Source organism: Pirellulales bacterium (genome assembly GCA_036490175.1).
Classification (GTDB): Bacteria; Planctomycetota; Planctomycetia; order Pirellulales; family JACPPG01; genus JACPPG01.
Window position 1 is genome coordinate 43167 of sequence record DASXEJ010000142.1, and the last position, 21142, is coordinate 64308.

The 21142-nt window shown below is 59.2% G+C and carries 20 protein-coding genes; 17 read left to right on the forward strand and 3 right to left on the reverse strand.

Annotated features, from left to right (window positions below; translation table 11 throughout):
* The first annotated feature begins 106 nt into the window (after window positions 1-106).
* From VGG64_10855 to VGG64_10865, 3 genes are all read left to right on the forward strand, one after another.
* Window positions 107-808 (forward strand): hypothetical protein, encoded by a 702-nt coding sequence (locus VGG64_10855; GenBank protein HEY1600094.1) that lies wholly within the window; start codon window positions 107-109, stop codon window positions 806-808.
* A gap of 136 nt (window positions 809-944) precedes the next feature.
* Entirely contained in the window at window positions 945-1715 is a 771-nt protein-coding gene (locus VGG64_10860) for an SDR family oxidoreductase (protein HEY1600095.1), read from the forward strand.
* Between the two features lie 180 nt (window positions 1716-1895).
* Window positions 1896-2552, forward strand: a complete 657-nt coding sequence (locus VGG64_10865; protein HEY1600096.1) for a CPBP family intramembrane glutamic endopeptidase — start codon at window positions 1896-1898, stop codon at window positions 2550-2552.
* A gap of 99 nt (window positions 2553-2651) precedes the next feature.
* Here the strand turns inward: VGG64_10865 and VGG64_10870 are convergent, their stop codons facing one another.
* From VGG64_10870 to VGG64_10880, 3 genes are all read right to left on the reverse strand, one after another.
* The gene (locus VGG64_10870; protein HEY1600097.1) at window positions 2652-3227 is read right to left on the reverse strand and encodes a tRNA-(ms[2]io[6]A)-hydroxylase; all 576 of its coding nucleotides are present in this window, start codon (window positions 3225-3227) and stop codon (window positions 2652-2654) included.
* 11 nt (window positions 3228-3238) lie between these two features.
* A complete protein-coding gene (locus VGG64_10875) occupies window positions 3239-4063 on the reverse strand; it encodes an SDR family NAD(P)-dependent oxidoreductase (protein ID HEY1600098.1) in 825 nt (274 codons plus the stop codon).
* A 176-nt stretch (window positions 4064-4239) separates the two neighbouring features.
* Window positions 4240-5190: an endonuclease/exonuclease/phosphatase family protein gene (locus tag VGG64_10880; protein HEY1600099.1), complete on the reverse strand. Its 951-nt coding sequence runs from the start codon at window positions 5188-5190 to the stop codon at window positions 4240-4242.
* A gap of 446 nt (window positions 5191-5636) precedes the next feature.
* On the opposite strand from VGG64_10880, the gene VGG64_10885 reads away from it, so the two are divergent.
* The 14 genes from VGG64_10885 to VGG64_10950 all read left to right on the forward strand — a co-directional run.
* Complete coding sequence (locus VGG64_10885; protein HEY1600100.1) at window positions 5637-6500, forward strand: HAMP domain-containing sensor histidine kinase; 864 nt, start codon at window positions 5637-5639, stop codon at window positions 6498-6500.
* Window positions 6501-6603: 103 nt separating this feature from the next.
* Window positions 6604-8253, forward strand: coding sequence for a hypothetical protein (locus tag VGG64_10890; protein HEY1600101.1), 1650 nt, complete (start codon window positions 6604-6606; stop codon window positions 8251-8253).
* A gap of 2 nt (window positions 8254-8255) precedes the next feature.
* The gene (locus tag VGG64_10895) at window positions 8256-9281 is read left to right on the forward strand and encodes a FliG C-terminal domain-containing protein (GenBank protein ID HEY1600102.1); all 1026 of its coding nucleotides are present in this window, start codon (window positions 8256-8258) and stop codon (window positions 9279-9281) included.
* A 91-nt stretch (window positions 9282-9372) separates the two neighbouring features.
* Window positions 9373-10017 (forward strand): FliH/SctL family protein, encoded by a 645-nt coding sequence (locus VGG64_10900; GenBank protein ID HEY1600103.1) that lies wholly within the window; start codon window positions 9373-9375, stop codon window positions 10015-10017.
* A 31-nt stretch (window positions 10018-10048) separates the two neighbouring features.
* Entirely contained in the window at window positions 10049-11380 is a 1332-nt protein-coding gene (locus VGG64_10905) for a FliI/YscN family ATPase (GenBank protein HEY1600104.1), read from the forward strand.
* A 47-nt stretch (window positions 11381-11427) separates the two neighbouring features.
* Entirely contained in the window at window positions 11428-11874 is a 447-nt protein-coding gene (fliJ, locus tag VGG64_10910; protein HEY1600105.1) for a flagellar export protein FliJ, read from the forward strand.
* A 255-nt stretch (window positions 11875-12129) separates the two neighbouring features.
* Complete coding sequence (locus tag VGG64_10915; protein ID HEY1600106.1) at window positions 12130-12585, forward strand: FliM/FliN family flagellar motor switch protein; 456 nt, start codon at window positions 12130-12132, stop codon at window positions 12583-12585.
* Between the two features lie 85 nt (window positions 12586-12670).
* Window positions 12671-13438, forward strand: a complete 768-nt coding sequence (locus tag VGG64_10920; GenBank protein HEY1600107.1) for a flagellar biosynthetic protein FliO — start codon at window positions 12671-12673, stop codon at window positions 13436-13438.
* Window positions 13431-14255: a flagellar type III secretion system pore protein FliP gene (gene fliP, locus VGG64_10925; GenBank protein HEY1600108.1), complete on the forward strand. Its 825-nt coding sequence runs from the start codon at window positions 13431-13433 to the stop codon at window positions 14253-14255. The genes VGG64_10920 and fliP overlap by 8 nt, the downstream gene beginning before the upstream one ends.
* Before the next feature lie 74 nt (window positions 14256-14329).
* The gene (gene fliQ / locus VGG64_10930; protein ID HEY1600109.1) at window positions 14330-14596 is read left to right on the forward strand and encodes a flagellar biosynthesis protein FliQ; all 267 of its coding nucleotides are present in this window, start codon (window positions 14330-14332) and stop codon (window positions 14594-14596) included.
* Between the two features lie 90 nt (window positions 14597-14686).
* Window positions 14687-15490 (forward strand): flagellar biosynthetic protein FliR, encoded by an 804-nt coding sequence (locus VGG64_10935; GenBank protein ID HEY1600110.1) that lies wholly within the window; start codon window positions 14687-14689, stop codon window positions 15488-15490.
* 64 nt (window positions 15491-15554) lie between these two features.
* A complete protein-coding gene (locus VGG64_10940; protein ID HEY1600111.1) occupies window positions 15555-16646 on the forward strand; it encodes an EscU/YscU/HrcU family type III secretion system export apparatus switch protein in 1092 nt (363 codons plus the stop codon).
* Between the two features lie 1018 nt (window positions 16647-17664).
* Window positions 17665-19119 (forward strand): ammonium transporter, encoded by a 1455-nt coding sequence (locus tag VGG64_10945; protein ID HEY1600112.1) that lies wholly within the window; start codon window positions 17665-17667, stop codon window positions 19117-19119.
* Window positions 19120-19614: 495 nt separating this feature from the next.
* The coding region (locus tag VGG64_10950; protein ID HEY1600113.1) for a cation:proton antiporter at window positions 19615-21142 on the forward strand (1528 nt) is incomplete at its 3' end.

Sequence of the window (21142 nt, forward strand, 5' to 3'; positions counted from 1 at the left end):
CGCTAATTGAGCCCGCCTTCGCCGCTTGCGGGCTATCCGGTTCGGGCAGAATGCATGGGGACCGGACATTCTTGGAGTCGTCCACTCAATCACGGGATTAACATTAATGCGTTTGAACATGTTGCGCGCGCTATTAACAGCTTGGGTCTTCGGTTTATTGTCGCAAGCTGTTGTCGCGGTGCCTCTCGAAGTCGATTGGATTACCCAATATGGCAACGAGACACTTCAAACGGCCACACTTTCGCCCGCTCCGCGGATGTTGCGCAATATTTCGAACTCGCTGATGACCGCCGCGCCTAACTATTTGGACGGCTCGATCTATTTGCAACGCCGGACTGACTATGTTGACAACTACCGAGAATTAGCCGGTATAGGCGAGACAGCCCAAGATTGGCTCCGCCCCAATCGGGTGACAATTTCCGAGTCGGCGGTGGTCCTAGTGGCGGTTCGCGATGCGGACTATCCGGGCGCGGGAAGTCTGCTGACCAGCTTGGGCTGGACCTCATTAGGGGACACGATCACGATGGGCTATTATTCCGGCGCTGTACAACTATCGCTTTATGCCGGATTAGTAGATGCAGGGCCCGTGCAAATCTCGGGTGCGGGCGTGAATGACTTGCGTTTCGCCGGCCTCGATACGGAATCGCCGGCAAACTATTTTTTCTTCCAATCCTACAATGCCTTTTCGGCGGAGACGTTGGCCGATCTGCGCAATGTTAGCGTGCCCGAACCTGCGACGCTTAGCCTAGCGAGCCTCGCATTCTTGCTGTTGGTTTGTGAAGCTCGGCGACAACGGCGATCCGTCTAGCTGTTGCCAAGCGTGGTAGGCGCTTGAACCTTACCGTTTGGTTCCTGCCTGCTCTTCACCTGCTATGCTATTAGCGACGGTTCAACCGCTTTTGGCACGAACGAAATCGCAGGCAAGCGCAGATTCCGAGGATTGCATGAAGAACACACTTTTTGACCTCACGGGCCGGGCAGCGCTGGTCACCGGCGGCAGCAAGGGGCTAGGCAAGTCGATGGCCCGCGGCTTTGCCGAAGCTGGCGCCGACGTGGTGATCAGCAGCCGGCACGAGAATGAGCTGCGTGCTGCGCTCGATGAGATCGGCCAGGGGACCTCAGGCCGGCACGAATACATCGTGGCCGACATGACTGACCGTGCCGACGTCAAGCGGCTGGCTGCGGAGGCCACCAAGCGGTTGGGCCGCGTCGACATCGTGGTGAACAATGCCGGCAGCAACAACCCGCAACCGATCGACAAGATCACCGATGCCGACTGGGATCGCATCATCGAGCTGAACTTATCGAGTTGCATGGCCCTAACCAGGGCGCTCGCGTCGCAGATGATCCAGCGCCGCTGGGGTCGGGTCATTCACATCTCGTCGATCATGGCCCTGGCTTCCAAGGAGGGGCGCAATGTCTACTCGGCGACCAAGGCGGCCCTGATCGGCATGGCCCGCGCGAGCGCACTCGATCTTGGTAGCCATAACATCACGGTCAATTGCATCGCCCCGGGACCATTTCTGACCGACTTGCCTGGCACGCTACTGTCGGATGCCGAGAAAAAGGGCTTTGCCGAGCGCACGGCCCTGGGTCGTTGGGGAGATCCACGTGAGCTAGCTGGCCCGGCGTTGTTGTTGGCCAGTGAAGCGGGCAGTTATATCACCGGCGCGGTGCTGGTCGTCGACGGCGGCACACTGTGCAAGACTTTTTAGTGCTCGGTCCTGGCACTTCAAAAAGCGCGCGCCGACCGACCGACGTGAATAGTAGACGCGAGGGGCATTTCTTCGGCTGCGCAGCGACTATTAAACGGAAGCCATGCTGGCGTGGTATGCGTCGGCTACGCTGATGATCGCAAAAACGGCTCTTCCATGATTCTTGAACGGCGCGCGAACATGGCCACGCTCGTAATAATCACTATCCTGCCCCTTGGGGTAATCACGTGCCAGCTGGCCTTTGGTGCAGCGGGGCCCGTCGGTTATTCGATCTACAAGGTGGCCTTCCTCGTTCTACCGCTTTTGTATTGCCGTTGGCACGGAATCAGCGTTTTTCGAGATATTTTGCAATTTGGCAATTGGCGCAGCGGGTTGAAGCTCTCAATCGGCCTGAGCATTGCGGCGGCCGCGATTTTTGCCGGAGCCTACGCCGCCTGGAGCGATTTTCTAATCGACGAGGCCACGATCGTCGACAACATCGATCAACAGTTTGGCGTGGATCGAACAACAGTGCTATTGGTCGCGCCATTTACGATTTTGTTGAACTCGCTGCTTGAAGAGTCATTCTATCGCGGTTTTTCCTTTGGCCTGCTGGTGCGTAAAAACTTGGCAGTCGGCTACCTTTTACCGGCCGTGGCATTCACGGTGCAGCACGTGCTCTTTATCTATCATTGGGTCAGCGTATTGCCACTGGTACTAGCGATTGTTGGTCTGTTCGTACTGGCACTATTGCTCGAAGCAATGTATGGGCGGTTCGACACGATCGTCGCACCCTGGATCGTGCATGCCGGCGGCGATGTCGCCATGATGGGTATCGCCCTGACGATGTTCTATTGAACAGTCGACCGAGCGGTAAGTCAGCCATGCCCGACGGGGCCACTACGGGGACGTCGCATGCAGTGGGTTGCGCAATGCATTTACCTAAGCAAACATCACTCAACTATGCATCCGTGCCAGCGGATCGCCGCGATCAATGATCTCGGCCTCTGCGGTTGCCAACTCATCGAGCCGGGCTTGAATCGCGTCGGGTGTTGCGAAAAGCGTAGCCAGGCGGACGTAAGTCGCGTGGTGCCGTGCTTCGGACTCGAACAGGCCGGCATAGAATTCGGCTAGTTGCTCGTCGCGCAGGCGATCCTTCAACAGCGCGAATCGTTCACAAGAGCGGGCTTCGATCAATCCCGCTACCAAAAACCGGTCCACCGCTCGGCCCGGCTCGAGCTTGCGCACGAGGTCGTTTAGCTGTCGTCCATAGCTCGACGGCGTGAGGCGGCGAAACCGCATTCCACGCGCTTCAAGTAGATCGAGCACTTGGCGAAAATGGTCAAGCTCCTCGTCGACAATGGTCGTTAGCTCGCGCACCAGATCGATTTTGTCGACATAGGCGAAAATCAGGTTCATTGCCGTTCCGGCAGCCTTCTTTTCGCAATGCGCATGGTCGAGCAGTACTTCTTCCAGATTGTCCTCGACTGTGTCGAGCCACCAGGGGGCAGTGCTGCTCTTAAGGTTCAGCATGGCAGAATCGCCTACCTTCCCACACGGCCGGCGGCCAGCTGTTTGGCCCAGTCCTTCGCCAGCAAGTTGCACACGTAGTTGGGAAAGAATCGCTTCAGGCGCCAGAACGTGCGCCCTTTGCTCGGCAGAATGACATAAAGACGCTTATCCTGCATGGCCCGTACCGCCTCGTTGGCGACATCTTCCGCTGTGAAGCCTGCGGTCTTCATCATTTTCGAGGCCATGTCGCGGTCGATTTTCTCCAGGCGGCCGCCGCTCAAAAGATTCGTCTGGAAAAACGAGGGACAGACGACCGTGACTCCTACATTGTGTGATTTCAGCTCGCCATACAGAGTTTCGGAGAGCGACAGCATACCCGCTTTGGTTACGTTGTAGCCGGCCATGCCAGGACGGTTGACCACGGCGGCCAACGAGGAGGTATTGATGATGTGCGCACCGCGCGGGTTCTTCTTCAGCCACGGAATAAAAAAGTGGCAGCCGTAGATTCCGGCATTGAGATTAATCCCCATGATCCATTGCCAGTCTTCGAGCCGGTACTTGCTTACCTCGCCGGAGCCGGCAACACCCGCGTTGTTGACCAGCAAGTCGAGCTGTGGCCACTGCGAGGTTAGCGTTTCGCTTAGCTGCTGCCAGGCTTGCGGATCAGCGACGTCCATATGATGAGTAAAACCTTCGCCGCCGGCGGCTCGCACTTGCCGTAGTGTCTCGTCATTCTCTGCGTCGTTGACGTCGACGAGCGCCATTCGCCAGCCATTGCGGGCCAGCCGCAGGGCAATCGCCCGGCCTAAGCCACTTGCCGCGCCAGTTACTAGCGCATTGCGCTTATCATCTGCCATCGCGGAAATGGTCCCCTGCAAAAAGACTTCAGAATCCTCACGACTTCCGACGAGCCAGCCCGATTACGGAATCGGCCAAAGAAGTGCCGTGCGGGCAAGATAGACGCGCCCCTTGCCAGGGTCAAGCGGCGGAGATGCCGAGCGAAACGTTGGCCGAGCACAGACGTGCCGCTAGATCAATCGACGATTTGCAACTCGGCCCAAAAGAGCGGATGGTCCGAGGCTCCGCTGGCGTCGCAGCCAGCGGTTACGCTCTGCAGACCACGAGCCAGGATCCAATCGATGCGATGCGCTGGCACTTCAGGGGCACTTGCCGCAATGGCGTCAATCACGCCCGGCGCAGCCAGCAATGTTGCCAATTGCAGATCGTCCGGCGGAGTGTTCAGGTCACCCATCAAAATGGCTGGCTCGCGCAACGCCAAAAACAGATCGCCCACCGTGCGCAGCTGCTCCTGGCGGCGAACACTGTCGCGGCTGTCCAAATGGGTCAGGAGGATTTGGACGGTTTGGCCGCTGACTTCGACAGTAGAGAGAACAATGTTTCGATAGGTATGGGCGCCTCCGCGCGGCAGAGGTATGCGCTGCCAAGATCGTACGGGCAACGTGCTCAGCAGGCCGTTGCCGAATGAGCCGTCCCACCAGCGAGACTCTGTGGGCGCATAGAGCCAGGATAGTTTCAGGAGTTCTCCGAGTTGCTGTGCCTGGTCGGTCTGCCACCACAGCTTTGGACCCAAGACTTCATTCAAACCGATGATATCCAACTTGCGCAAGCAATGCGCCGTACGCGCCAGATCGCGATTGTTATCACGACCGCGACCGCCATGAATATTGAAGATCCCCACGCGGAAGATTGGCCATGCGACCTGCCCCTCACGAGCCGCTGTGCTAGCGCTTGCGGTGTTCGCCTCCTCGACCGATCGGTTGAACACTGTACCAGCCGCGGCCCCGGCTGGAATGCGTAGCGAACTGAGCGCTACCGTCGCAACCAGGATCAGCAACAGACCAAGCAGCCACCCGTGTCGTGCGGTGAAAGCAGTCCGTTTTTGCCGATGCAGATGGATCTTAGCCTGTTGGTCGCTGCGGTCAGCCGTTACGACCGGCGCAACGATCGTTGGACCTCGGACCATGTACGACACTCCGTAGGGAAGCAACTCAACACGCCAGGGCATATCCGCTGGCAGCAGACGACGTCAAGATCAGCAGGTTGCTTTTATATCATTGCCGTTAGTTGCGAAGCTCCAGATCGCACGTACTGGCTAATGCTAGCTTGCTTCATGGCTCAGACGTGGTTTCGCCGTTCGATGATCGCCGTCTTGCACGTTATGCGGGGCAAGCCAATCGTGCGCAAATGTCGCAACGTCCGGAGGGCACCGTTCGATAGCAAGCCACATTGACACTGTCGCGCCGTTTCGAGTACAAGCCCTGGACTTTTCACGTCTCGTTTTGCCTGATGCGACGGCGGCAGTCGCTCACCTGCGGCGGCGCGCCGCCTTGCTCGAAACTCGCTTCTTTTTTCCTTGCGCGCCTGGCTGCGTCGCGTGTTGGCTTGTTAGGTCCGCCACGAGATCCGACTATGAACAGCAAATCCCCGAAGTTGCGACTGGCTGATCCGGCGGAAGTAGCAGTCGACTCCGATCTGCAGACCGTACTGAATGCCTGGCACGATGCCACGATTCGTTGGGAACAGACGCACGAGACGCTGCAGGCCGAAGTAAGACGGCTCTCGACACAATTGGCGGCCAAGCAACCCATGCTGATCCGCGGCGATGATCCGACTCATGCCGGACGAATCGCCGCGCAGCTGGCGATCGGCATCCGTGACAAGTTGGTTCCTGCCAGCTTGCACCTTAACCTGCTGCGCCGACGCGTCCTGGACGATGCTGTGGCACTGGATCTTTTGCAAAAGGCCGATCAAAGCTTTGTCGATGCCGATAGCCTGGTTGAAAACCTGATGCAATTCGTCGTCGAGCGTCATCCTCACTTGCAGCCGATTAACTTGCGCGCACTGGTATGCGAAGTCCATGCCGAATTGCTGCCCACGCTCTGTGTTCAAGGCGTGGCGACGACAATTGACGTGCCCGAGCATGTATCGGTCGAGGCCGATTCCGCCATGCTACGTCGCGCCCTAACGAACCTGACACGCAATGCCCTAGATGCCATGCCTGGCGGTGGCGAGCTGGTGGTCACGTCGTATGTCGGGCACCATTGCGTCGAGCTAGAGATTGCTGATAGCGGTGTCGGGCTGGCCGACGAAGCGAAGGAACGGGCCTTTGAGCCCCTGTATACAACCAAAAGTAATCGGGCCGGCCTGGGACTAGCGATCGTGCAGAGTATTGCCGAGGCGCATGGAGGCGATGTCTTCGCCGCCAACTGCCCCGACGGCGGCGCCGCATTTACCATCAGGCTGCCGCGTCGAGCGCTGGCCGCCGCCGCATGATTCAACGAGAACCGACAGCGGCCTAATCTCCGCGCCAGAATATCAGAGTCAATTAAGCGCACAACCAGGAAGGTTGTGACAGAGCATTTCAGGAGCGCGCGGGATGGACCTCGTCAATCGCCTGTATAGCCAACTGACGGACCTCGTCCGTACGATGACGCCTCGGGCTCGCCTCACGGCGGCCTTGCTGATGGCAGTCGTCTTGGCCAGCCTGGGCTTCCTCGGCAGATATGAGTTGGCTGGCGAGACAACCTACCTGCTTGGCGGCCAAGTCTTCTCCGGCGACGAAATCACGGCTATGCAGGGAGCGCTCGGCAAAGCGCAACTGAATGATTTCACGGTCGAGGGGAATCGTCTCCGCATTCCCCGAGAGAAACAGGCTGTCTATCTCGCAGCGCTCGCCGATGGCAATGCCCTGCCGCAAACCCTCACCAACATTTTCTCTGAGGCAACCGACAAGGCGACCTGGTTCGCGTCGCAGAAGCAGTTAGCAGAAAATACGCGGATCGCCAAGAAAAAAGGAGTGGCCCTAATTCTGCGTAGCATGAGTGGGGTGGAAAGTGCCGAGGTCGATTTCGACAAAGAAGAGCCGCGAGGACTTCGGCAAGAATGCATCTCGACGGCTCTCGTGGCTCTCAAGCTACATGCCGGCCAATCGCTCAGCGAAGACCGAGCCGCTTTTTTCCAGCGCACCGTAGCGGCCGCGTTGATGATGTCACCACAAGATGTGACCGTCGTCGACAAGATCAACCATCTGGTCTATGGCGGCCGCGGGTCAGGTGTTGCCGGCGGGGGTGTCGAAGATTATCGCAGCCTAAAACTCAAGTATCAGGCAGACTACGAAGAGTCCGTCCATAAGGCGCTGACTTACGTCTCCGGAATCACGGTCAGTGCGCATGTGGAACTAGAGCGAGAACTGCGACACGAGGAAACGCGCATCGAGTCCGATGCCAATCGCGCCGCCTCGGTCGATCGCTTCGAGCCGCAGCGATCGACCGTCAACGAACCGGGTGGTCTGGCCGGCAGCCCATTGGTCTCGTCGAAAGAGAGCTCGAACTTGCCGGTACTGATCGATTCCGTCTTGCCCTTGGGGCCAAAAGCCTCTCCGGCGCATGGCGGCCCCGCGAATGATCGTCCGGCGCAGAATCAAACGACCACCGAGTTGGCCGGTCTGACTCCCAGACGCGTGACGATCTCGGTAGGCGTGCCGACAAGTTATTTTGTTCGTGTCTGGCGCGAACGACATGCCGCGCAGGCTTACGACGGGCTGACGCCGCCGGTGGCCGAACTCGCGCAGATTCAAACGGAAGAAATTGCCCGCATTCGCGAACACGTAACACCGCTGTTACCTGGCGCCGGCCTGTCGTCCTCGCTGGGCGATTTCGTTACGGTCACTCCCTTTTCGCACGTGATTGAGCCCGACCAGCCCGAGCCCTCGTCGAGCACGATTGCGGTCGATTGGGTGCTGAGCAATTGGAGCACCTGGATTGTAATCGCCGCCATGACTATTGGTCTGATGACACTACGATCGACATTACGTGCGGCGAGGCGTTCGCCACGAGGTAAAGCCACGGACGTCCCTGCCGATGGGCAACCGCGACGAGGCGTTGTTCCGCCATCAAAGCGCCCTTCCGAAACCGCCCGGCCAGTTACCGCGGGCAGGTCGCTGCGCGACGAACTCGCTGACGCAGTGCGCAAAGATCCCTCCGCCGCGGCGAATATTCTGCGATCTTGGATCGGAAACTCGAATTAACAATGACGCTCGCACACGACTCGCTGCGCCGCGTGGCCATCCTGGTTGCCGCCTTGGACACCCACAGTGCTGACGGCATCCTCGAGGGACTTTCCGCAGAGCACTCTGCCCAGGTGCGGCAGATGATCATTTCTCTCGGCGACATTGCCGATGTAGACGAGCAGGCGGTCATCGACGATTTTCTCAGCCGAGGATTCGCAAGCATCGACAGCACGATAGCTCGGCAACCAGAAGACGGAGTCGAGCTCTACATCTCGGCGGAATCCTCGGCCATTGACGCGAATCTGGTACCGGCGCTTTCAACGGCATTCGAACGACCGCTTGCAAACGCGGCACCAGTCTTTGAATTATTGGAACATGCCGAGCCTGCCGCTCTGGTCAAAGTGCTCGTGGGAGAGCGCCCTCTAACCATTGCCGTAGTGCTCTCGCGGTTATCGGAATCGCACGCGTCGATCATATTGGGTGAACTTCCCGATTCTCTGCAGGGTGAGGTACTCCGTTGTTGGATGGCACTAGGCGATGCCGATGCCGCGGTGTTGCATGAAATCGAGCAAGGCCTGCTGACACGGCTCGCGCCGCCGGCCCGCACGCGCGGACGACATGCCACGGATAGGAACCAGCTGACAAGGGTCGTACAGGCCGCGGCGCCTCGCGTGCAGCAACAGATTCTCGACAGGCTGGCCCTATACGATGCGTCCTATGATCAAGAGATGGTCACCGCGCCCCGGCTCGCTTTCGACGACTTGGAATACCTCAATGACGCGGGCTTGGCATCCATGCTGCGCAATGCTGATCCGCAAATGATAGTGCTGGCGTTGGCTGGCGCCGCTGAAAGTTTCGTCGAGCGGGTCGCACGACAACTACCAGGAGAAGAGGCCAAGCATTTACGTCGCGCGATAGAGTCTCTGGGACCAATACGCTTGGCCGACGTCGAGTCGGCGCAACAAGAGCTGGCCAGGCTGACCGAGACTCTTGTGCATCAGAGTAGCGTAACACTGGCCTCGTTGCCGCAAAGTGTTGCCGACTAATCGGCAGCGGCGGATTCGGTGAATCCAAATGACCCAGACACTCCTCCCCGATTTTGATTGACCAAAATCGGCAGCGACACGAGAGCGCCCTATGCCTAAAGTGATTCGAGCCGATCAGCGTGGCCCGGCAGCGCATTTCAATTTCGACGACATAGCGGCGCAGGCTGCAGAGGGGGTAGCCCGTGCGCGACGCGAGGCCGAAGCGATCATCGCCGAGGCCGTGAATGCTGCCACTGCCATTCGCGAGCGGGCAGAAATCGAGGGCCGCCAGGCGGCCGAAAAAGTCGTCGATCGCGTTCTCGAAGAGAAAGTGGCTGCGCAGTTCGCAACCCTGCGACCCGCACTCGACAAAGGATGCCGGGAATTCGCGCTTGTCCGGCAGCAGTGGCTGACCGAGTGGGAAGCACGGGTTATCCGCTTGGCGACCTCGATTGCGCGTCGGCTGATACGTCGCGAACTTGCTGCCGTGCCGGATATCCCCATCGCACTGGTGCGCGAGGCCCTGCAACTGGCCGCGGGCTCGACGCGGTTGCGGCTGCACATGAATCCCAGCGACCTCGACACGCTGGCACCTCAGGTTCAGCGCCTCTTAGACCAGCATGCCTCGGCGGCGACCATCGAGTTGTTTGTCGACACCTCGATCAGCCCTGGCGGCTGCCGCGTAGATACGGAACACGGATCGGTAGATCAGCAGTTCGAGTCGCAACTGGCGCGGGTCGCGGAAGAGTTGACCTAATCTTTGACGAGTAGTGGCGACGATGTTCGACATGATCGATCAACTGGATGGAATCATGCCGTCGGCAATGACGGGCCGTTTGGTGCGCACCGTCGGCACGACGGCCGCGGTGGCTGGGTTTCGCGCGCCGTTAGGCGCCACTGTAGGAATCGAACGCCAGATCGGTTCGGAAGTGTTGGCGGAGGTGATCGGCTTTCACGACGACCTCACTCTACTAGCGCCGTGGGGTGATATGCACGGCGTACGTCACGGCAGTCGCGTACGGCTGGTACGAAGCCGAAATTGGTTACGCGTGGGCCAGGGATTACTCGGCCGCGTCGTCAACGCGCATGGCGCTCCGCTCGACGGTCGTCCCCAGCCCGCGCTATTAGAGCGGGTGCCAATCGACGGTTGTGCCTCGAATCCCGTTTCACGTCCTCGGATTTCAATCCCGCTATCGACCGGCGTCAGGGCGGTTGATGGCATGCTGACTTGTGGCAAGGGACAACGGATGGGAATCTTCGCCGGCGCCGGGGTCGGCAAGAGCGTGCTATTGGGCATGATGGCGCGCAACTCGCGCGCAGACGTCAATGTCATAGCGCTAATCGGCGAGCGCGGCCGTGAAGTCAATGAGTTCCTCGAGCGTGATCTGCAACAATTCGGTCTAGGACGCAGCGTGGTAGTTGTCGCCACCAGTGACGAACCGGCCTTGATGCGCACACGCGCTGCATTAACCGCCACCGCGATTGCCGAATACTTTCGCGAGCAAGGCCAGGATGTGCTGTTGCTAGTTGACTCGCTGACTCGCTATGCGCTGGCGCAGCGCGAGATCGGCCTGGCTGCCGGCGAGCCGCCAACGACACGCGGCTATCCGCCGTCGGTCTTTGCCACGTTGCCGAAACTAGTCGAGCGCGCCGGCTTGACTTCGCGCGGCAGCATTACGGCGTTTTACTCCGTGCTCGTTGAAGCCGACGATCCTAACGAGCCGATCAGCGACACATTGCGATCGCTATTGGACGGGCACACTTGGCTCTCTCGAAAACTTGCCAGCCGAGGTCATTTTCCGGCGATAGATGTGCTGGATAGCCTCAGCCGGTTAATGACCGAGGTGACCACGCCCGCACATCGCGAGGCGGCGACTCTGGTGCGCGAGTTGCTGGCCGCCTATCGCGATCATGAGGACCTGATCTCGATCGGTGCCTATCGCACCGGCGGCAACCGCATGGTCGACGTGGCCCTGCAGATGCTGGAACCGATGCAGCATTTTCTTAGGCAGAGCATCGACGAGGCTGTCACTATTGACGAGGCCCGCGAGGCGCTCTTAAATCTTGCGCGCTTGGCGCAACAGCGAGTGCAATCATCCGCTACCACTGCTGTTAGGTAATCCGAGTCTTGTCGTGCAGCGGAACCCATGTACCACGGCGCAGGACGATGGGCAAATTCAAATTCCGACTCGAGACACTGATCAACCTCCATCAGACAGAGCGGGATCGATTGCGACGGGATCTCGCCGAGGCCTTGAGCCTGTTGGAGAATACGCGAGCCCGCCAGAACCGAGTCACCGCCGAGTTGCAGGTGGCAACACGCGCTCACGCAGCGCGAGCGGGTATCGTCGATATCGCCCGGTTGCAAGCAGCGGGGGTCTACATTGCCGGGTTACGGCAAGACGAGGCACGCTGCACCCAGGAAATGGCCGTGCTAAACGACGAGATTGTGCGGCGGCGCGAGGCGCTGTTGGCCGGCGATCGCGAAGTGCGCACGCTGGAGAAGCTACGCGAGAACCAACACGTGCGATTCCGTGCCGACCAGCAACGGCGCGATCAACGGCAGTTTGACGAACTGGCCAGCCGTGCCAGCGGCCATCAGGCGGACTTCTAATCGCTACGATGCTAGCACGTCGTCCGCGCGTCTCGACAGCTGGAACCCAGCCGCCGGATCGCCGGCAAGGGCAGGGGGTTGATCTTGATCCGGCATCGAAATTCAGCGACAAATACCGCCCCGAATCGCGCCTTCACGATGCTTGCGGCACCCGACGCGCCAGTCGTCGTGGGCCACGCAAGAGTTTTTGCAAAACTGCGATGGCAGGCAGCCGGTCAAAAGGCTGCTATGCCTGACCTGAGGATTGGCTCCCACATGGCAGCGGGCGATCCCAACGCCGACGATCATCCTTCGCACGGGCGCACAGGCGACGCCGCGCGGCTTTCCGAGGGAGTTGAACGGATGTTTGATGCGACCGAGGCCGCGTTAGCCGCGCTGGCCCCCCCGACGCATGCGGCAACGCCACGCTCATTCGAGTTCCGCGATTTTGTGGGGTCGCTGGCGGGGATGCCCAGCGCGTTGTCCGTTGACGAGGGTCCTGTAGAGGCCAGTCTGAGGATCGAGATGGGGCGCGCGGAGGTGAGCCGGGACGAAATGCTTGGTTTGCGCTCTGGGGCGGTCGTTCCGCTCGACAAGCTGGCGAATGATCCTGCGGATGTTTATGTCAACGGTCGATTGGTCGCGCGCGGTAACGTAATGGTGCTCGACGAGAAATTCTGCATTCGCATCACCGACCTGGTGGCGACCGCGGCGAACGTGGCGTGCGATTAGGCGCTCCGCTCGTGGCTGCACGCATGTCTGGCACGATGGCAGTTTTCAGCAAACAATGTTCGATCAGAACAAATCGCAAGCACGCATGATCGATCATCGCCCACATCACCGATCGCTTGTGTACGCCACTGCTTGCGTGGCGGCATTCGTTGGCCAACAACTCTTGGCGCCGCGGCCATTGCAGGCTGCGCCTCCTACCGACAACGGCATCGCGGCGGGGCGCGCCGCCTCCGGTTCCATTCGCCAAACGACTCATACTGCGTCCTCAAATGCGCCGCCGTACATCGACCGCGGAGCGACAGCTTCCCCTCGCAATGGCATGGCGCCGGGCGCGGCGCCGCGCGATGTTGAGCCCGGCGAAGAGAAAATCCGGCTCGGGGCCGCCGAATCACCAGTAAGTAATCAAAGCACGCCGTCGGCGCGCGGCGCCTCACATGGCCTGAAGGCACTGACGAGTCTCGCCGTGGTACTGGGACTGTTTTTGGCCGTCGTCTGGGTTATGCGGCGTAGCACGCCGCAAGCGTCACGACGACTGCCGGCCGAGGTAGTCGAGGTGCTCGGGCATACCACGCTCGGCCATCGCCAGCAGGCCCAACTCGTGCGCTTGGGCAAAAGCCTGTTGTTGATCGGCGTGTCACCGGCTGGCGCCGAAACACTGGCCGAGGTGACAGATGTCGCCGAGGCCGACCGCCTGGCCACACTTTGCCGTGGCTCGAATGTCGGCGGTGCGAATCCTTCGTTTCGCGACGTCCTCCAACATTTCAAAGAGCGATCGTCGACAGCTCGTGCGACGAAGGCTCAGATGGGGCTAGGGCTGCACGCCAGTGTTCGGCCGGAGGAGCACGATGTCTAGCCCTCGTTACAGGTGGTGTTTGCCAGTCCTTGTCGTCGGGGTCGCGCTGGTGCTTGCCTGGGGGCAATCGGTCGCCGCCCAGGAGGGGCTCAACGCGCCCGCAAGTCTCGAATTGCCGGAAGGTCTGCTTGCCGGCCCTGCGGGTTGGACAAGCCCTGAGGGATTAAGCTCGTCGATCCAAGTGATGCTGTTGCTGGCGGTCATGAGCCTGGCACCCGCCGTGCTTTTGATGACAACCTGCTTCGTGCGAATCGTCGTAGTGCTGAGCTTGTTGCGGCAAGCTATAGGTGCGCAGCAGTTGCCGCCGAATCAGGTGATGACATCGATCGCGCTGTTCTTGACCCTATTGGTTATGGCGCCGGTTTGGAAAGACGTCTACGACAACGCCGTCGTTCCCTACAGCAATCGTCAGATCGACTTGGATCAAGCATGGACCGCCGGCTGCAAGCCCGTCAGACGCTTCATGAGTATGCAGATTGAGAAGACGGGGAATAGCGAGGACGTGCGACTGTTTCTCGATTACTTGCCCAACGCCGCCACACAGGAATATCAATACTACGAGGACGTGCCGCTTGCGGCGTTGATTCCCGCATTCATGCTCAGCGAACTTAAGACATCATTTCTCATCGGTTTTCAAATCTATTTGCCGTTTCTGATTCTCGACATGGTGATCGCCAGTGTGCTGGTTTCGATGGGCATGCTGATGCTTCCCCCGGTGCTGATCTCGTTGCCGTTCAAACTGATGTTATTTGTTTTGGTCGATGGCTGGCATTTGATCGTGGGTATGCTCTTGGCAAGTTTCCAAGCCTACTCATGATCGTGGTCGCAGGTTGCGGCGTAGTTCCGAGGTGCTTTACGCACGTCAACCCACATCGATAGCCAGAAGGGTTTATGGAACCGCACGTCGCAATCGACCTGGCACGCGAGGCCGTGATGACGATGTTGATCGTCAGCGCGCCGGTTCTGATTGTCGGTATGGTTGTGGGCTTGATCGTGGGTTTGGTCCAGGCCGTGACGCAGATACAGGAACAGACGATCGCCTTCGTTCCCAAGTTGGTTGCCACGTTGATCGTGCTCTCGCTGAGCATGCCATGGTTGCTCACGCGCATGACGGAATACTTTCGCGATCTGATCGAGAACATTCCGGCGTCACTTTGATAGCGTCGAGCGGCGCCCCCAGCCAATGCTGTTCGCCCAAAGCGCGCCGGGCGTGGCAACTTTTTACACGCGACCCCATCGAGTGCGACCATGCCGTGGATAGTGGAACTGTTACCGACGCACTTGCTGGTCTTTACGCTCGTGCTGGGGCGCGTGGGGGGAATGGTGTTCGTCGCGCCGCTATTCTCTGCGATGGCCGTGCCGGCCCATATTCGCGCCTTTGTCGCGATCGCTTTGGCAATTCTGCTTTTACCTGCGCAGGCCACGAGCGACATTGTCGCGCCGGCATCTTTGATCGAGTGGTTACTGACCGTCGGCGTAGAACTGCTCATTGGCTTGGCCCTCGGTGTCGGAGCGACGATCCTTATTGCCGGCATGCAGCTGGCGGGCCAGTTGATGGCCCAGGCGAGTGGACTTTCGCTTGCCGAGGTTTTCGATCCCGGCCTGGACGCGAATGTGCCCGTGGTGTCGCAATTTTTGGGTTCGTTCACATTGGCCGTGTATCTATTGATTGGCGGGCATCGCTGGCTCTTGGCCGGTTTGATGAATACGTTTTCGACGCTTCCTCTGGGAAGCGGCCGGTTACCGGGGTCGGTGGCCGACGCTCTGGTGGCATTGCTGACCGAAAGCTTTTCGCTGGGGATCAAAGCAGCGGCGCCACTGGTGATCTCGTTGTTGCTGGCCACACTCGTCCTCGGCTTGATCGGACGAACATTGCCACAGTTGAATATCTTGTCGGTCGGATTCGGTCCCAATGCGATCATTGCCTTTGGGATGTTGGCGATGCTTCTGGGCACCATCGCCTGGCTATTCGAGGATCGATTGCAGCCGGCGATCGTGCTCGTTCTAGATGCGCTGGCGTCGACCGGGCCCAACACTCTGGAACTGCGTTAGGAATCGTTGCGTAGATCGGTACTTCGCAGTGGCATAGTTTAGAAGGCGGACGAGATACTTTCCCATGGCCGAATTGACCGGCGACAAAACACAGGAGCCGACGTCGCATCGTCGCCAGCAGGCGCGTGAGCAGGGCCAGGTTGCCCGCAGCCGCGATGCATCTTCCGCCCTGTTGCTTTGCGGTGCGGTCATAACGTTGCTGTGGCTGGGGGGGCCGATTGTCGATTTCCTAGGCAATCTCACGATTCGTCAACTCGGGGGCGATCCGTGGCTGTCGGCAGATATCTCGTTTGTGACAAGCGAGTGGAGCGGTCTGTTGACATCGCTGGCCGTCGTGTTGTTGCCCATCCTCGGGCTGATGATGCTATTGGCGATTTCCGGCAATGTTCTGCAGGTCGGATTGATTTTCCTACCCGGTAAGATATTGCCGGACTTCTCGCGCATCGATCCCCTGGAGGGATTCAGTCGCCTGGTTTCGTTGGCAAACTTTGGACGATTGGCTTTTGGCTTTATCAAACTCGTCGTCGTAACCAGCGTAGCGTGGTATTGCCTGGACTCAGAACTCGAACGTGTTCTCAATAGCGGTCATTTACCTGTGGCCGAGTTGGCGGCCTTTATGGCACAAATAATCGTCTGGACAACTCTCAAGATCGGCGTGGCACTGCTGACGATAGCCGGCATGGACTATGCCTACGAGCGTTGGCGTCACGAGCGCGATTTGCGGATGACCTCGCAAGAGATCCGCGAGGAGTTGCGCAGTATGCACGGCGACCCGCAGGTTATGTCACGGCGTCGCGCGTGGCATCGCCAGTCACGGGCGGCGGCGCAAGTGGCGAGCACGTTGAAGGCCGATTTACTGATCGTTGACGGGAAAGGACTGGCTGTTGCCGTGCGCTACGATGCGTCGTCGATGTCCTCTCCCTTGGTGGTTGCGAAAGGAGCCGGCCCGGCCGCCTCGAAAATGCGCGAGTCGGCGGAGGCTCAGCGCGTGCCCTGCGCCACAGAGGCGGCACTCACCCGGTCGTTGTATGAGGGCGTGTCGCTAAATCGGCCTGTGCCCCAAGAGTTTTATGGTGGCGTGGCCGAGCTTTTGGGGAAAAAATGTTCGGTCGCCATGGTCGAGGGTAGTCGACCCGCTCCGGCAGGCGCGACGTAGCTGGGTGGTCGCACCACCAGGGCCTGTCGCGCAAGACGAACTCGTCATCCTGGTTTCCCGACGTCTGCATTCCTGTGGACGGTTTTGCAGACATGGGGTGCCTTTGATCCGCGCATGCCGTGCTTTAGGCACATGCATTGCAATCTGGAAAAGTACCTTCGGTGCTCCGAGGAGTCCTCATTTTGTGAGACGCAACTCATTCTGAAAGGAATGGTTACACGATCCTGATCAGGAAACGAAAGCGTTTGGCATGTGGAATGCGTTGCGGAAGCCCGCGAGCTAGTTGCGGCTCGCATTGAATTGCGGTGCTGCTGACCACAACCAAACCGATGCGATCATGGTTTCCCGACGGCTCATTTTGGCGCTAGTGGCCTCTGCTGTCCCATTGGGCGTACTGCACTTGGTTGTGCTTCGAGATGTCTCGTTCCCCTCTTCCCCGCAACTCGTCGAGCAGGGGCAGGGCAGCGCTCGTTCTCCTGTCGCATCGAGCATCACGTCCGCCTCGCGGTGGTATTCTTTTGTCCCTGGACATGGCAAATGGAAGTGGCGCGGTTCGATTTGCGCCACCATGATTCCTCTGCAAACTATTGCGGCAATTTCGACGGGTGATCCGACAAGGCTCTCTTTGTCGTTCCCGAGCCTGCATGCCCTGCGTGTCAAGCTGCAGCTGTGACGCCTTTTTCGGACGGCACAATTCGCCATCCGCTGCTCGCAGCAAGCTCGGCCGTCGCTTCCGCTGTCAGTCCCAGGGATGGGGCGTACCCTTTTTGTCCATTAACCCTATTGCCTGACGAACGCGTTGGCACTCGCACCATGAGCAAGGGAGCATTGCCATGCGCGAGCGAGAAGCCATTCATGGTCGGGTGCGTTAGAGGCCGTGAACGCGCTATTTGCCGTTCCAAAGCTCGGTTGCGTAAGTTTCGATGATTCTCGGAAATCTTGCAGGGGTGCAACCTGGACCCACTGTCAATGTGATTCCGTCTTGCCAGGTAGTCCTTCTAGACGAGCGAGTCCAGACATGAAGAAATTGCTGTGGTTGTTCTGTCCGGCGGTGTTGTTTTTGACGATTCTCATTCCTCTTCAGCACGAGGCGTCGGCGCAGGAGGCCGCCGAAGCCGCCATCGAAGCGGCCGCGGGGCCGGCCGGCACCTCGGCCGAGGCGCCCGCGCCACCTCACGTGCTAGATCGTGGCGACAATGCCTGGATGCTGATGTCCTCGGCCTTGGTGTTGGCCATGACTACGCCTGGATTGGCAATGTTCTATGGCGGCTTGGTGCGCAAAAAGAACGTCGTTAGCGTGCTGATGCAATGCATGTTCTTGATGGGATTAATGACCGTGCTGTGGGGCACCGTCGGGTATTCCCTTTGTTTTGGCGGTATTGCTGCGCCCGATGCCTGGATCGGCAATGCGGATCACTTTTTTATGAATGGATTGCAGGCCACTTGGACCGAGGGCAAGGGATCAGACATTCCGCTTTTCCCCACACTTAACATCCCCTGGTTCACGCACATGCTGTTTCAAGGAATGTTCTTTATCATCACGCCGGCACTGATCTGTGGTGCCTTTGCCGAACGCATGAAGTTCAGCACGATGGTGGTCTTCATGATCCTGTGGGGATTGCTGGTCTACTGTCCGTTATGCCATTGGGTATGGGGGGGTGGCATCTTTGCCTATGGCTCGGAACATGCGAAGACCTATTGCGCCGGCGGTGCACTCGATTTTGCTGGTGGCACGGTCGTGCATATCAGCTCGGGCGTCTCGGCTCTGGTGTGTGCCTTGGTTCTCGGTAAGCGCACAGGATACGGTACCGAACCGATGCCGCCGCATAATTTGACCTACACCGCCTTGGGTGCCGGCTTATTGTGGGTCGGCTGGTTCGGTTTCAATGCTGGGAGTGCCCTCGCGGCCGACGGCATCGCCGCCAGCGCCTTCACCGCGACGCATTTTTCGGCGGGAGCCGGCTGCCTGGCCTGGTCCCTGATGGATTGGATTCGTGGTGGCAAGCCGACGCTGCTGGGTGCCTCGTCAGGCGCCGTCGCAGGGCTCGTGTGCATCACGCCCGCGGCCGGATTCGTTCAGCCCATGCCTGCGATCGCGATGGGGCTGATGGCCGGTTGCATGTGCAGCCTGACTTGCTCTGTGATGAAGCACAAGTTGGGCTACGACGATTCACTCGATGCTTTCGGCGTACACGGCCTCGGAGGCACACTCGGCGCGTTACTGACAGGCATCTTCGCCACGCGCGCCGTTTGGGACATTGGCAAGGGCGCAACCCTTGGTTCTCTTGAAGGAGGTCCGGTGCTCAAAGCCCAGATCATCGCCACGGTGGCGACCTGGGTCTTTGCAGGCGCCGTCTCGTATGTGCTGCTCAAGGTGTTGGATCTGACGATGGGCTTGCGCGTTTCGCGCGACGAAGAGTTGCAAGGCCTCGACATCACGCAGCACAACGAAGAGGGGTACATTTTCGTCTGACCCCGTCTGGCAATGTCTCTCTCCCCATTAAATGGGGAGAGGGACCACCGCAAGGCGTGTAGGTATGTACCAATCAACGCCTTTCAGTTCCACCAAAGGCAGCGTCGGGAAAATGAATCTAGTTCTAACGTTGTGTGAGCAGGCAGTTGAGTCGTTCGTGATTCCGTGCGAACGCGACAGTTGATTGCGGCTACGCGAACGCTAGGACTCTAACGTACTCGTGGGGATTCTGGCTGTCGCCAAGCCAGAAGGACGGCCTTGGCTCGGGTGACCATGTCGCCCGGGCCAAGGTTTTTTGTTGCGCATGGACAGCAAAACGAATCAGCGCAGTAGCCCAGCCCGCATTGCTGCTATATTCGTCGCGACGACGGACACCCTGGATCTTTCGATCTGTTGTACCTTTTCAGGTCGCCGCAGCCCCCGCTGGTGTGTCAGGTGTCCTACGAAAAGGGGGACACGCTCAGCCGATGCTTTGCTAGACGGAGTCAACGTTCGATGGACGACGCCCAAGAGTTTCTCCAAACGTTGACCGCGGTTTTGTGCGTGGCGGCGGTGACAACCGTGCTGTTCCAGCGGCTCCGGCAGCCCGTCGTGCTCGGCTACTTGCTGGCGGGCATGGTCGTCGGTCCCCATATTCCCATTCCACTTGTGGCGGATAGCCACATTGTGGGGAAGTTAGCAGAATTGGGCGTCATTCTGCTGATGTTTTCGCTGGGCATCGAATTCAGCCTTACCAAGCTGGCCCGCGTCGGACCTACGGCCGGATTCGTTGGCATCGTCCAGTGCAGCCTGATGTTGTGGCTGGGCTATCTCATTGGCCAGGCCTTTGGCTGGTCGCGATTAGCTAGTCTGTATGCTGGCGCCGTTATCGCGATTTCCAGCACCACAATCATCGTGAAGGCCTTTCAAGAGCAACGGATCCGCGGCGATTTCACGCACGTTGTCTTCGGCGTGCTGATTGTCGAAGACCTGATCGCGATCGTGCTAATCGCCATCCTGACGGCGCTTTCGGCCGGCGAAAGTCTCGGGCCGATGGAACTCGCGCTGACGGGCGGACGCTTGGCATTATTCCTAGTTGTACTGACCGTCGTCGGTCTGCTCACGGTGCCGCGCGCTATGCGCGCCGTCCATAGCTTGGGTCGCAACGAGACCACGGTCGTGGCCACGGTCGGGCTAGCATTTGGTTTCGCATCTCTGGCGGCGCTGTTTGGTTACTCGGTCGCCTTGGGGGCGTTTATCGCCGGTGGACTGGTGGCGGAATCGGGAGTCGAACGAACCATCGAGCGCCTGGCACAGCCCGTCACAGATGTGTTCGCGGCGGTCTTCTTTGTCTCGGTCGGCATGTTGATTGATCCAGTCGATATTGCCGCCCACTGGGTAGCTGTATTGGTGTTTCTAGCGGCGGTCGTGGTAGGCAAAGTTTTGTCCGTGACGTTCAGCGCATTCTTAACCGGCCAGAGCATCCAATCCTCGGTGAAGTCCGGAATGAGTCTGGCGCAGATCGGCGAATTCTCGTTCATTATCGCCGGCATCGGCGTGACAACGAACGCGACTGAGGGCGTGCCGCTCTATTCCATCGCGGTGGCGGTCTCGGGACTGACAACCTTGTTGACGCCTTGGTTGATTCGCGCCGCCGAGCCCACGGCCGCGTTCGTCGATCGCAAATTGCCACGACGTATGCAAACTTTTGCGGCCTTGTATGGTTCCTGGTTCGAGCGGATGCGGACGACATCCGCGAACAAGGAAACATCGCGTGTGCGTCGGCTCGGTCGCTGGCTAGCTGTCGATGCGACGCTGTTTACGGCGATCATCATCACGGCCTCGATCCAATCGGATGATCTACGCAATCTGTGCGAGCATCATTTGAATGTTCCGCCGCGGTTCTCGACCTTGTTCGTTGTCGTGGCGACCGCCATTTTGTCGGCGCCGTTTGGGCTGGGCATGATTCGCATGGCCCGTGTACTAGGCCTTGAACTCGCGATCCGCGCTTTTCCGAATGCCAGGATCGATAAGACAGACTTGG